Source organism: Corynebacterium sp. ES2775-CONJ (genome assembly GCF_024814515.1).
Classification (GTDB): domain Bacteria; phylum Actinomycetota; class Actinomycetes; order Mycobacteriales; family Mycobacteriaceae; genus Corynebacterium.
Genome location: NZ_JANUXT010000002.1, coordinates 1 through 12,706, shown reverse-complemented (window position 1 = coordinate 12,706; position 12,706 = coordinate 1). Strand labels below are relative to the sequence as shown.

At 52.3% G+C, this 12,706-nt stretch carries 14 protein-coding genes and 1 other RNA gene; 12 read left to right on the top strand and 3 right to left on the bottom strand.

The window, feature by feature from the left end:
• Positions 1–24 precede the first annotated feature (24 nt).
• The 8 genes from smpB (at position 25) to NXT01_RS02310 (ending at position 6,164) form a co-directional block, all read left to right on the top strand.
• Positions 25–519, top strand: coding sequence for an SsrA-binding protein SmpB (smpB, locus tag NXT01_RS02345; protein WP_259077123.1), 495 nt, complete (start codon positions 25–27; stop codon positions 517–519).
• Between the two features lie 82 nt (positions 520–601).
• Positions 602–992, top strand: a transfer-messenger RNA (tmRNA) gene (ssrA, locus tag NXT01_RS02340).
• A 179-nt stretch (positions 993–1,171) separates the two neighbouring features.
• Entirely contained in the window at positions 1,172–2,428 is a 1,257-nt protein-coding gene (locus NXT01_RS02335) for a site-specific integrase (protein ID WP_259077122.1), read from the top strand.
• A complete protein-coding gene (locus tag NXT01_RS02330) occupies positions 2,428–3,081 on the top strand; it encodes a hypothetical protein (RefSeq protein WP_259077121.1) in 654 nt (217 codons plus the stop codon). The genes NXT01_RS02335 and NXT01_RS02330 overlap by 1 nt, the downstream gene beginning before the upstream one ends.
• Before the next feature lie 158 nt (positions 3,082–3,239).
• Positions 3,240–3,431: an excisionase family DNA-binding protein gene (locus NXT01_RS02325; RefSeq protein WP_259077120.1), complete on the top strand. Its 192-nt coding sequence runs from the start codon at positions 3,240–3,242 to the stop codon at positions 3,429–3,431.
• A gap of 74 nt (positions 3,432–3,505) precedes the next feature.
• Complete coding sequence (locus NXT01_RS02320) at positions 3,506–3,769, top strand: hypothetical protein (protein WP_259077119.1); 264 nt, start codon at positions 3,506–3,508, stop codon at positions 3,767–3,769.
• Positions 3,770–3,772: 3 nt separating this feature from the next.
• Positions 3,773–4,645: a bifunctional DNA primase/polymerase gene (locus NXT01_RS02315; RefSeq protein ID WP_259077118.1), complete on the top strand. Its 873-nt coding sequence runs from the start codon at positions 3,773–3,775 to the stop codon at positions 4,643–4,645.
• Position 4,646: 1 nt separating this feature from the next.
• Positions 4,647–6,164 carry a phage/plasmid primase, P4 family gene (locus tag NXT01_RS02310; protein ID WP_310472002.1) on the top strand — a complete coding sequence of 506 codons (1,518 nt, stop codon included), beginning with the start codon at positions 4,647–4,649 and terminating at the stop codon, positions 6,162–6,164.
• A 585-nt stretch (positions 6,165–6,749) separates the two neighbouring features.
• On the opposite strand, the gene NXT01_RS02305 is transcribed toward NXT01_RS02310, so the two are convergent.
• Positions 6,750–7,175 carry a hypothetical protein gene (locus tag NXT01_RS02305; protein WP_259077117.1) on the bottom strand — a complete coding sequence of 142 codons (426 nt, stop codon included), beginning with the start codon at positions 7,173–7,175 and terminating at the stop codon, positions 6,750–6,752.
• Positions 7,172–7,390: a hypothetical protein gene (locus NXT01_RS02300; RefSeq protein WP_259077116.1), complete on the bottom strand. Its 219-nt coding sequence runs from the start codon at positions 7,388–7,390 to the stop codon at positions 7,172–7,174. Before NXT01_RS02300 ends, NXT01_RS02305 begins: the two co-directional genes overlap by 4 nt.
• Before the next feature lie 783 nt (positions 7,391–8,173).
• Between NXT01_RS02300 and NXT01_RS02295 the strand changes: the two genes are divergently transcribed.
• The 4 genes from NXT01_RS02295 (at position 8,174) to NXT01_RS02280 (ending at position 11,972) form a co-directional block, all read left to right on the top strand.
• Positions 8,174–9,211: a siderophore ABC transporter substrate-binding protein gene (locus NXT01_RS02295; protein WP_259077115.1), complete on the top strand. Its 1,038-nt coding sequence runs from the start codon at positions 8,174–8,176 to the stop codon at positions 9,209–9,211.
• A gap of 82 nt (positions 9,212–9,293) precedes the next feature.
• Positions 9,294–10,259: an ABC transporter permease gene (locus tag NXT01_RS02290; protein ID WP_259077114.1), complete on the top strand. Its 966-nt coding sequence runs from the start codon at positions 9,294–9,296 to the stop codon at positions 10,257–10,259.
• Complete coding sequence (locus NXT01_RS02285; protein WP_259077113.1) at positions 10,249–11,220, top strand: iron chelate uptake ABC transporter family permease subunit; 972 nt, start codon at positions 10,249–10,251, stop codon at positions 11,218–11,220. Before NXT01_RS02290 ends, NXT01_RS02285 begins: the two co-directional genes overlap by 11 nt.
• Positions 11,217–11,972 (top strand): ABC transporter ATP-binding protein, encoded by a 756-nt coding sequence (locus tag NXT01_RS02280; RefSeq protein WP_259077112.1) that lies wholly within the window; start codon positions 11,217–11,219, stop codon positions 11,970–11,972. The genes NXT01_RS02285 and NXT01_RS02280 overlap by 4 nt, the downstream gene beginning before the upstream one ends.
• 527 nt (positions 11,973–12,499) lie before the next feature.
• Here the strand turns inward: NXT01_RS02280 and NXT01_RS02275 are convergent.
• The coding region (locus NXT01_RS02275; RefSeq protein WP_259077111.1) for a hypothetical protein at positions 12,500–12,706 on the bottom strand (207 nt) is incomplete at its 5' end.

Genomic DNA, 12,706 nt, shown 5'->3' with positions numbered 1-12,706 from the left:
ATAACACGTTAGAATAGGTGAACTATGGCGAAAAAGAATAAGAAGAAGTCGCAGACCCAGCCCGTTATCGCTACCAATCGCAAGGCGCGGCACGATTACACCATCCTAGATACCTATGAGTGCGGCATTGTGCTCGTTGGTACCGAGGTGAAGTCGTTGCGGGAAGGTAAATGTTCTCTTCTTGATGCTTTTGCCACCATTGACGATGGAGAAGTGTGGCTGCGCAATCTTCACATCCCTGAATATTCTGCGGGTCATTGGACCAACCACACGCCCAGACGCACCCGAAAACTGCTCATGCATCGACGTGAAATAGACTCGTTGATGGGCAAAGTGCGTGATGGTAAGAAAACCCTTATCCCGCTCAGCATGTACTTCAAGGACGGTCGGCTCAAAGTAGGGCTGGGTCTAGCCCAAGGTAAGCAGGCCTACGACAAGCGCCAGGATATTAAGCGGCGCACCGAAGAGCGAGAGATCGTGCGCGATTTGGGCCGCCGAATCAAAGGGATTCAGGGTTAGCCGGCTAGCCTTTAGGGAACGGATCGGTTAACATTGACCCTACCCGCTAGTTATTATGCATCAATCCCAAGTAGCGGGCGACGGGGTCGATTTTGGTTTCGACTGCGTTCATTACGTCAGGGGAAGCGTGCCGGTGCAGGCTAGAGACCACCGTAAGCGTCGTAGCAACTTGATAAGCGCCGAGAATTCTCAGCGTGACTACGCCCTCGCTGCCTAATTAGAATAGCCAGCGACCTGCGTGTCTGTCGGACTGGAATCGTCTCCGTTCCAGACCCCGGCATCGACTAGAGAGACTTGCTTATTCCCTTGGTTACAAGGGGTGAATAAGGACTTTCACTTGTAACTGCGGCTCATCATCCGGAATTGTTCGTCACAGCCGGAGAGTCAGAGAAAAGATCCTCGCGCGAACTGCGCACGGAGAAGCCCTGATACGGTGACGTAGGACCCGGGTTCGATTCCCGGCGGCTCCACTGATAGCAAAATCCCTGGTAAGCATTTACCGGGGGTTTTGTTGTATCCGGGCTGGTTAAAGGCATGATACTATGTTGCCATAAGCGGCATTGAGTGGCAAGGAAACGACTTGTTTACGCAACAGTTACGCAACAGATAAGCAACGCTTGCCGCATGGATTACCCAGTGAAGAAGGGCAGACATGGCAGGCACCCGGCGCGCGCGTAGTGATTGGGGCACGGTGCGCAAAACTCGCAACCGGTTTACCGCTCAATACACGGGGGCAGACGGCAAACGACATACCCCAGGCCGTTCATTCCCCACTCGTACAGACGCCCGGGGCTGGTTAGCTGCAGAGCGTAGGCTCATCGAACTAGGGACATGGACACCACCAGAGCAACGCGCGGCGAAAGAAGCGGCGGCATCTGAAACAGTTGGGCAGTGGCTAGATAAGTTCCACGACTCACTAGAACAGGGCGCAACAGCCCGGCGCGCCACGACTATGCAGAATTACCGACGGGTGGTGCGAGTGCGCATAACCCGTCCGTGTGATGCTGGTGCCACAGATGCGGATGTGTGTTCTTTGAGGGGTATAAGGTTGGCAGAGCTTACCAAGAAGGACGTGTACCGCTGGTGGGATGGTGTGCAGCGGTGCTACCCAGATGCGCACACGATTAACCAGCAAGCCTATAAGCAGTTAAAGGCGGCGTGTGCTGAGGCTGTCAGGCGTGAGCTGTTGGACGCCAACCCGGTGGATATTCCAGAGGCAGGGAAGAAGATTAAGCCCAATGAAAAGTACTTGCCGCAAGACTGGGAGATTAACGCGATTATCGACAACATGCCCGCGCGTTATCGCGTCCTTGCATCTTTGATGTTGCACCACGGGTTGCGCATTGGTGAGGCGCTAGCGGTTGAACTCGATAGTGTGAAGGTCATAGACCAGCCCGGTGGTGCCTTGCCTAGGGTAGTGGTGGCAGTCAAGCAGAATGCCGGGCGTCTTGCAGACGGCGGCAATACTCACATGGTTGTGCAACCACCTAAAACGCAAGCCGGGTTCAGAGAGGTGCCTATCTTGGCTACTGATGTGCCACTGTTTGTAGAGCACCTGGAGAAGTATGCACCTACCCAGCCCACGCTATTGGTGGAGGATAAGGGCACCCGCAAAGCGCGGCTACTGACCACCACTACTACGGGTGCCATGGTCATGGACACCAGTTTTAGAAGTATCTTGAAACGTGCTGTGGAACGCGCCGGGGCTAGTCCAGAGATTAAGCCCCATAACGGGCGCAACTGGTTGATTACCCGGCTGGCAGAACAGGGCGCGCACTTGAAAGAGATTGGCAAGCTGTTGGGGCAAGAAGATGTGTCCGTCATCTTGGGCGTGTATATGAAAGTTAGAGCCGGGCGCACTGATTCACTCATGGATAAAGTCAGCAACACCCTAAAGGAAGAAAGGTAATGGAAGAATTAGAGCCCACTCAATGGGCAGTGCAGGAGTCTCTGCAAGGATACGAAGATTTTGCCGACTTATTTGGGGGCATTACAGAGCGGGAAAGAGAACTGGCAAGACAACATGCGGCGAATGCGCTCATACCCCATGAAGGTGCCACACCAAGCGTTAAGCTAATTTACATCACTTATAGGGAGCGTTATCTAGGGGCTTTTTGGCTGGAATCCGGGGGGCTACCTACAGGTGAACCAACTGGAGAATGTGACCACATGGTATTAGCAACATTGCGACCGGGGCGCCCACCAACACCCGGTGATCGAAGTAAAAACGATGCGGCCGAATGGTTTAGCTATACGCAACTGGGGCTGTGGTCTATGCAGACTAGGGCGGTTTACGAAGATGCCCCAACTTATGGTGGGTTGTATAGGCTAAAAAAACCGTTGAATAAGGGCGCGGGGGATACGCGGGGTGTTGTGCAAACCGTCCACATTGAACCTATTAAAAGTGCTGATTGGGACACGCGGTTTAAGTTCAAGGCCGGGGATGACGGGTTTACAGTGCGCGGGTCTAAGCTGGCACCGGTGTTGTGGAAGTTAGTGCAGTTAGGGGTTGAATCGGTCGATATTCGCACAGTAAGAAAAGCAATAGAGATGAATATCTAGCGTTGCACCCTTGTTGCCTAATGTGTACAGGAGTGTATACTTTCGTGTGGTGCAGTGCGCCCGCCTGTCATAGGTTCTTGCTAACGGCTAGGCATGTTTAGAGTCCGGGTAACGCCGGGGCATTTTGTTATGCCCATGGAGCACCCGAAAGGACTACAATGCCCGTTAAGGCAGATTTTGAGACTATCAAACAAGCCTCAAAGCGCACACAACTGTGCGAACGCTTGCTAAGGAAAAATATCGCAGAGGGTAAGCTACGTGCTTACCGCGCCGGGCGCGCAATTCGTTTAAAGCCCGCTGATGTAGATGCCCTACTCATCCCTACCGACTCATGGGGGGATGCAGCCTAATGAACGTCAGGAATAAAACCCTGTTGCTGGTAACAAGCTCACACCTTACAAGCATTCAAGGGGGTGAATAAATAATGGCAAGCAAAGCACCAATACTGGTACAACGGGACACCCTCGCACTGACTTTCAACCGGGGAGATAAGCGCGAAATAACCGCAACTATCGCAGTCAAGCACTACTCGCTCAACGCCTTCCCAGGTGATGAAGTGCTAGAAATTGAGTTGGTTAAGCACGGGTCCACCACCAAGACTGTTGGCGCAATGGTCGACAGAGATCAACTGGTGAAGTTGGCCCACTGGCTACTGCACGACCACAACCACCAACAGGGTGGTGCATAGACAATGAGCAACAAGAAAACCCCCACAGTAGGGACATACGCGGGGGCCATAAAAAGCTACCCTAATACTACCATGTTCGGGCAGGTGGAACGCTCACAATGGCCGAAAGTAGGCGCACTCCGGTGGGCACGCGCCGGGCTGGAAGTAGGCCCACTAGACGGTAAACGCCCCCTAACGCAAGCTGTGCCCAATGGGTTCAAGAGTTTCACCAGTGACCCAAAGAAAGTAGCTAACTGGTGGGCTGCCCACCCAACCGCCAACATTGGGGCACGTCCCCCAGCTGATGTAATCGTTATCGACATTGACGTTAAAAACGGCGGCATACAGTACTGGAAAGACTTATGCGCCGGTAGACATGTGCCAGAAACACTAGCCATCTCTACCGGCTCCGGTGGCTGGCACCTTTGGTTCACCCTGCCTTACCTCAGAGACTTACGCGGCCAACTAGGTGCCACAACCTCAGGCATCGACCTTAAAACCCACGCCGGTTATCTGGTCATGCCACCCAGCATTCACCCCACCACCGGCGGGATGTACCACATCCACCACTGGCACCCACTAGCAGCACTGCCAGAACTGCCCACCTGGCTAAGACCACACGTATTCAAACCGCTAAAACCAACCCACACCAGCCCGGCGCGCCGGGGCGTGTACAAGGGCGATAAATCACATAAGGGGCTTGTAGGTGTGGTTGCTAAGGCTGTTGAAGGTAACCGCAACAAGGCGCTGTATTGGGCAGCTCGCAAGGCACTAGAAGATGGGCACAGTATCGAAGATGAGCTAATCAACGCCGCAATGGGTGTTGGACTCTCAGAGCTGGAGGCGCGGCGCACAGTTACCAGCGCACAAAGGGCAGTAGCTAAGGAGGTGGCCTAATATGAACGCACAAAGCAGACCCGCCCCAACTGATATGCAACTCATTGCACGCAGGGAAATAGAGGCTAAACCCGGGGCGCTTGAAGTCCCATCACCTAGTGAGCCATATCGCGTAGCCAAGTGCTTAAATAGAGAGTTGTACACAGCAAACGGCCTTCCTACACTTGCCTATTGGCGCGGTGATTTTTGGCGACACGAAGGCACACACTGGGAGCTAAGGAGTGTACTTGGTCGTAACCCGCATATAAAACTCAAGAACGACCTATACAGAGTGTTAGACGCCGCTGTATATGAAAAACACCAGGGCGATGGTAAAGCCACCCTTGTGGACTGGAAACCAACGTCATCTAAGCTAAATAACACCATCGATGCCCTTATGTCGCTGGTGGATTACGTGGTACCCGATAACGCCACCCCGCCCATGCTGGCAGGGGATACAGGAGAACTACCGGGCAACCCGGGGGAGTTCGTAGCAATGGAAAATGGGCTATTCCACATCCCCACAGGGAAGATGCACCCGCATACCCCACGTCTGTTCAACACCTATTGCCTGCCCTACGCATACGACCCCAATGCCATTACCCCGGTGTGGTCACAGTTCCTTGCAGAGACCTTTGCCCATGACCCCAATGCGGAAAAATGCCTACAGGAATTTGCCGGGTATATCATTTCAGGCCGCACCGACATGCACAAAGCACTGCTAATGGTAGGGCCTCGAAGGGCGGGCAAGGGCACCATCTTGCGAGTACTTACACAACTGGTAGGGAAGAACAATACAGTTGCCCCCACGCTTAATTCATTGGGCGGTGATTTTGGTGCCTGGTCACTTATTGGCAAGCCCTTAGCCGTTATTGGAGACGCCAGGGAAGCCAAACCAGGAAACAACCAGGTAATGACAGAAAGGCTGTTGGGCATCATTGGAGAAGACTCAATAACCGTAGACCGCAAGGGTATTAGCCCCTGGAGTGGGAAACTATCCAACCGGTTCGTTATCGCCTCCAATGAGCTACCGCGCTTTGTAGACGCATCCGGGGCTATTGTGTCCCGCTTTATGATGTTCGAACTACAACGCAGCGTGGAGGGCAATGAGGACACTCACCTAGGGGCAAAGCTTTCCAAGGAGATGCCCGGCATCTTTAACTGGGCACTGGAGGGGTTGAAACGACTGGAGGAGGCAGGCCGGTTTACAGTGCCTACCACGATGGCGGAAATGACTAACCACATGCATGATGCCGCCTCCACAGCACACCAATTCATTGAAGACTGTTTGGAGGTGACGGGAAACGAAAACGACAGAGTCCGAACACCAGAGGTCTACAAAATGTGGACAAGGTGGCACCAGGAGAATGGCTATAGGAATACGCCTAACCAAGCCACGATGTGCAGGAATTTGCGCGCGGCTAGTGGACAACGGATTAATGACCGTCTACGAGATTTGCCAGACAGCACCAAGAAGGAGCGCAAAAGGGCAAGGTTTGTTCTTGGAATCAAGTTAAGGCCTGTAGATTTTTACTACTAACCTTAAAGGAACAATGTTCCAGTGTTCCACCAGGTTAAAGAATATTTTTTAACTGTTCCTTATCTGTTCCATACTGTTCCAAGAAGAAAGGATCACAACTTGGAACAGTTCCGGAACACGTTAAAAACATACCACTACCAGGCGGAACGGTGGAACAGTGTTCTTTACGGTCAGACGTAAAAAACATTTAGACGTGAGTCTCTAAAAACCCCAGACCCGTACACACACCCAGCAGCATCGCCCACTGTGGTGCCAGGAAGGTGGGGGAGGGGGTGCCCCCCACCCTCTGCGGTGAAGACCCCGGAAGGCATAGAGTCCCCCAGACTGTACGGGTTACAGAAAAAGCACTATTACCCAGAGAGGTGGCCTTAGCTCACAGTGCCCGCGCACCAGTGTTTGGGGGGTGGGCACCAATGCACATTGCTCTGCGTAGCCGTGGGGAAGGTGTGCAAGAGGTTTTAGGGTTCAAAAATCCCCAGGGGCGCAGTGGTGTCGTCTAACGCTGGGGCAAGAACACCCCGCCACCGGTGATTGCGTTAGGGGCGGGGTGTGTTTTGCCTGTTCAATTTCGCGATTTGAGGCGTTTTATTGCACTGGTTGGGGTGGTAGTGTCTTCATTTGCTTTAACAGTGTTTTAACGGGGTATTGTGACTGCCCGATCATCTCAGCAGCAACCCCGGCCATGGTTAGGCAGTCTGGGCATGGTTGTAGCGCGGTTTCGTGGTAACCCAGCTCAATTAACTGGTGGTAGCGCATGAGGCGGCCTACGGTTATGCCTTTACGTTCGACAATGAAATACCCTCCGGTGCGCAGTCGGAGAGTTTTCCCGGGGAGCGGACAGGCCGCTACAGGGTTGAAATTGGTGCAGTAGCTTCCTGCTTGAACATCTGGCAGTGACAAGTGCCAGACTCCAGCACTTGTGTCTGGGTAAAGGGTGTGGACGTGCACGCGGTTCCATGTTCCGGTGTAGTGGTCTGGCTGGTCTGGTTTTGGTAGGGGTACGGTGCTCATGCTGTGACCTTTAGGAGGTGTTGGGCAGCAATGCAGGCGGGGCACGGTAGCTTTTCTTGGTGCCCAGCTATCACGCATCCATTGCCTTGGTTCCAGGTGCGACCACATAGGGCGTGCACTGTTCCGTTGGGTTCGATGTGGTGTATTTTGTGTTTGAGGTTGGGGCGCTTGGTAGTGCGCTGCAGGGTTGTTGTGTCCCTTGGTTGGGTGGTCATTGGGCGGCCTTCCTGTGAGGTGTTTACCGCGAGTTACGCAACAGTTACGCAACACCAGCGGATGGAGTTTCTGATTTTGTGCATTTAACCTGGTGTTTAGTGGTGAGGGAGTTCAGTTCCCGGCGGCTCCACCGGAGAAAAACCCAGTTACCTTGAGTAGCTGGGTTTTTTGCTGTTTAGCTGCGGTTATGGTCTCTTAGGGATTGTCCCAATCCGTCCCGATTCGTCCCAAAAATGGCCCTAAAATGGCTCTAAAATGGTCTTGGTGTCCCTCCATTAAAACAGCCGACTATTTTTCACATCAACCATGGCGCGAGCGCGGCGACTGGGTAACGATACACAAAACTTGGTATATACCCACTACCCAATATGCGGGGGAGGCAGTGTGGAACTAAATTGCTGACACCGTTACCCCCCGCCCAAATACAAGAGGTTGGTTAGCAAGAGGTGGGGAAGGCATACGCAACGAGTGAATGCGGACACCACCGTCGAACCGCACCAATCATGATGGCTTTTGAGGTGGAGGGGTGCCTGGAGCGCCCTGCAGCTTATCTGCTGGTCGAGGCGGTAGGACGAAAGATACGGGGGATAGAAAAAGGGGGCAAGGTGACTCGCGTGCGTACTTGCGGCAGATCCCGGCGGTACGAGACAGCGAACTAGTACCTGTTTAACATAGGACTGCCTTTGTTTGATAGGTAAGGATTTCCTAAAGTTTTGAAACTAAGCCAAACTTTAGTTAAACTCCTTTTGGCATACTTTCGCATGATTCTTAGGAGCTTTTTTATGGCTATACATTTCCGCAAAGCAGCTGTGGCTGCGGCAGTATCAGCATCAATGTTGGTAGCGTCATGCTCATCAGCTGACGATGCCTCAGATGGTGCTGGTTCCGCTACCTCCGGAGTTGCCTCAGTTGCTCAGGGCGCCAACGAACAAGCTATGGGCACTCTCACCATCGAGGACAACAACGGCGAGCACACCCTGAGCCTGCCCTTCAAGCGGGTAGCAGTGACGGACAACCGCTCCTTTGAAATCCTTGACAACTGGGGCGTTCCCATCGTGGCCGCACCCCTAGGGCTCATTCCTAAACCGCTTCAAGGGAAGATTAATAAAGACACCGTTGAAGCCGACTTGAAGGTACACCGGGAGCCGGACCTAGAGGCCCTTGTGGTCGCAAGCCCTGATGTGGTCATCAACGGCCAGCGCTTCCAGCAGCATCAGGAAGCTATGCAGGGTCTAGTAGGGGATGTTCCGATTCTTGATTTCGAGCCTCGGGACGGCAAACCCTTCGATGAAGAACTCATTCGCCAAACCCTCGCGCTGGGGACTCTCTTCGGACACGAAGACGATGCCGCCAAGCTGGTTGATGACTTCAAAGCAGCCCTCAAGCGCGCAAAGGATGCTTATGACCCTGCCATGACCGTTATGGCTGCTAACACCTCCGGTGGAGAGATTGGCTATATAGCACCCGGTAAAGGCCGCTACTTCGGGCCAGTATTCGAGTGGTTAGGCCTAACCCCTGCGCTTCAGGTGGAAAATGCGACCGACGACCACCAGGGCGATGACATTTCTGTTGAAGCCATCGCGGAATCTAACCCCGATTGGATCTTCGTCATGGACCGTGACGCGGTGGTGGGTGCTGATGAGGGTGTTGCTCACGGCGAGAAGCTCATCCTTGAAAATGCCGCACTAAACAACGTAAAAGCTGTGAAGAACGGCCATATAGTAGTTGCCCCTGAGGATACCTACTACAACGAAAATATCATTACTTATACGGAGACTCTCAACGCTATTGCAGACGCTCTTGAAGCTGCACAGAAGTAAGTCACCTTTATAAGCTGCTAAGGCCGGATATGCCCACGTTGGCAGTTCCGGCCTTATTTTTATCCAACGGGATTTGAAGATAATGGATACAATAACCCGCCCCAAGCTTTTTGATATGAAGCTGCTTATTGGCCTAGTGGTCGTATTAGCTCTTTTGGTTCTCTCTCTTAGTACGGGGCAGTACGACATCTTAGGCAATGACGATGGTCGAGAAATGTTTATGACCACCCGCGTGCCTCGAACCGTAGCCCTAGTTCTCTCCGGAGCGGCAATGGCCATGGGGGGACTGGTCATGCAGCTTCTCACTCAAAATCGCTTTGTAGAACCTACCACCACTGGGACCACCGAATGGGCGGGGCTGGGGTTGTTGACTACATTCGCTTTCTTCCCCAATGCCAACGTTCTCACCCGCATGATGGTAGCGGTACTCTTTGCCTTTGTAGGCACCATGATTTTCTTTGCCTTTTTGCGCAAGGTGCAGCTGCGCTCCAGCCTCATCGTTCCCATTATTGGCATCATGCTGGGGGCGGTGGTGTCTGCGGTTTCTAGCTTCTTCGCCCTAACCATGCAGATGCTGCAGCAGCTTGGCATTTGGTTCATGGGATCTTTTACCTCAGTTTATAGTGGCCAGTACGAGGTTTTGTGGGTTGTCTTATTCGTGCTCATCGGAGTTTTCTACTACGCGGACCGGCTCACAGTGGTGGGGCTTGGTCAAGACGTCGCTACAAATGTGGGGATAGATTACAACCGCTTACTTCTGATCGGCACGGGCCTGATCGCGGTAGCCACCGGCGTAGTGACAGTAGTTGTAGGAGCCCTCCCTTTTATCGGGCTGATCGTCCCCAACGTTGTATCCCTCATCCGAGGTGACGATTTGCGTTCCAACTTGCCCTGGGTGTGCCTTCTGGGAATTGGCATTGTCACGCTCTGTGACCTGGTGGGTCGGACAATCATTGCGCCATTCGAAATGCCCGTTGCTGTTATCCTCGGACTGGTGGGCGCGGTTGTCTTTGTCATCTTGATCGTGAGGTCGACCCGTGCCAACTAAGCGATACTTAGTCGTCCTTATAATCGTGTGGGCATTGGCTTTATCGAGCGCCTTTGGTCTATTGGCCTACAACAACCCCATGCCCTTTGGCTCGGAGAAGTTTTGGCTCATTGCTAACCGACGTCTTGAGTCCGTTATTGCTATGGCCATAGTTGCAGTGTGTCAGGCTATGGCTACGGTGTCCTTCCAGACGGTGACCAATAACCGAATTCTCACCCCCTCAATAATGGGGTTCGAATCTCTTTACGTAACTATTCACACGGCGACTATTTTCTTCTTAGGCTCAGCCGGGCTCAACCAAGCTCGGACTATGTCTAATTTCCTCTTGCAAATGGCTGTGATGGTAGCACTGTGTTTACTGCTTTATAGCTGGCTATTGACCCGGAGTACCCACAATATGCACGCCATGCTCTTAGTTGGTGTGGTTATCGGAGGCGGCCTTGGTTCCCTCTCCGCCTTCATGCAGCGCATGTTAACTCCCAGTGAATTCGATGTTCTCACCGCGCGCCTCTTCGGTTCGGTTAGTAATGCTGAGACGGAATTTTACCCGGTGGCCATTCCTTTGGTTGTTGTAGCTACGGGAATGCTCTTTTTCAACGCGCGTCGCTTGAACGTCATATCCTTAGGCCCGGATATGGCCCGAAACTTAGGGGTAAATCATAAGGCAAACGCTATCTACACTCTAGTTCTGGTAGCAATTCTGATGGCGTGTACAACCGCATTGGTGGGGCCAATGACTTTCCTCGGTTTCCTGGTAGCAACGTTGGCGTATCAGGCCACAGATACCTATGATCATCGGCTCATCTATCCTATGGCCATTGGTATCAGCTTCCTAGTTTTGACCAGTGCTTATTTTATTTTGCGCCATATTTTCAATGCCCAGGGGGTAGTTTCCATCATCATCGAGTTGGTGGGTGGCTCCGTTTTCCTATTAGTAATCCTAAGAAGAGGTCGGCTGTGATTGAGCTAAAAGATGTTGTCAAAAGCTACGCGGGGGAAACCACTATTGGCCCCATCACCGCTAAAATTCCAGCGCACGGGATAACCGCCCTTATCGGCCCCAATGGAGCGGGAAAGTCCACGATCATGACAATGATCGGCAGGCTCTTAGACTGCGATGCTGGCCAGATCACCGTCGGTGGTTGTGACGTCCACACCACTAAGTCGAAAGATTTGGCGAAAATCCTTTCTGTCCTGCGTCAAGAAAACCACTTTGTCACCAAACTCACGGTGCGCCAACTAGTGGGCTTTGGGCGCTTTCCTTACTCCCAAGGTCGGCTAAACTCTGACGACGAAAAGATAATCACAAAATATATCGAGTTTTTTCACCTCAAGGATCTTCAAAATCGGTACCTGGATCAACTATCAGGCGGCCAGCGCCAGCGGGCCTATGTGGCAATGGTTTTGGCGCAGGAGACAGAGTATGTTCTGCTGGATGAACCCTTGAATAACCTGGATATTGCTCACTCTGTCGATATGATGCGCCACTTACACCGGGCTGCTAAATCTTTAGGGAGGACCATTATCGTTGTCCTGCATGATATAAACTTTGCCGCCCGCTACGCGGACTATGTGGTGGCCTGTAAGAGCGGAAAAATTGTTGCGTTTGGGTCAGTCGACGAGGTCATTAACAGTGATATTCTCAGTTCCATTTTCAATACTCAAGTTACTGTTATAGATGGGCCAGACGGGCGCTTGGCCTGTTATCACTAGACCACGAGTTCGAGGCATACGTGATTCCTGAACCACCCCGACATAAGGCTGGTGAGGATAGTAATGAAGAGCCGGACTAACTGAGGTAGATCTTGTATGTTCATTCTTAGCGTCAGATCAGGTAGGAGACAAGGGTGTTTACCGGCACGAGCCGCCTGGTGTTGAATAAGTTGAACCTCGAAGCCGGAGAGGATCAGGTTTGCAACGGTCGATGAAGGAGAAGGTAAAAGGGGAGCCTCGGAGTGGTCAATGTGTGGGTTCAATAGTCTATAGTCCCTCTAAAAAACCAGGCCAATTAGTCCCCGTCGATGCGGTGGTATTCAATTTCCCAAAAGGGGCAAAAGGCCTGTACGAAATCGATTTATTACGGTGACAGACGACCAGATTTGCACCATAGTGCATCGTGTTCTAAAGTATCCACAGTCAGCGCGAGAGCCTAACTGAAGGAGCTTAGCGTAGATGCAAATAACTTTGACTCTGTCGATTTGACAAAATCGGAGGAAGTTATTAAGTTTAAGCGAGTCGCTTCAGTCAGTGGTTCCAATATCTCTTGGTGAGCGTACGTGTGTTGTTTGAGAACTCAATAGTGTGCCAATTGTTTTTTTGTTTTTTTTGATTGCAGTTGGGTTGTGTTGGTGAATGGTGTGGTGTTTTTGGTGGCCGGTGAGTGTGGCTTGCTTGGTTTTTGACCGAAGATATGAGCTGTTTGTTGGCATGATCGGTTTTGGCTGTGA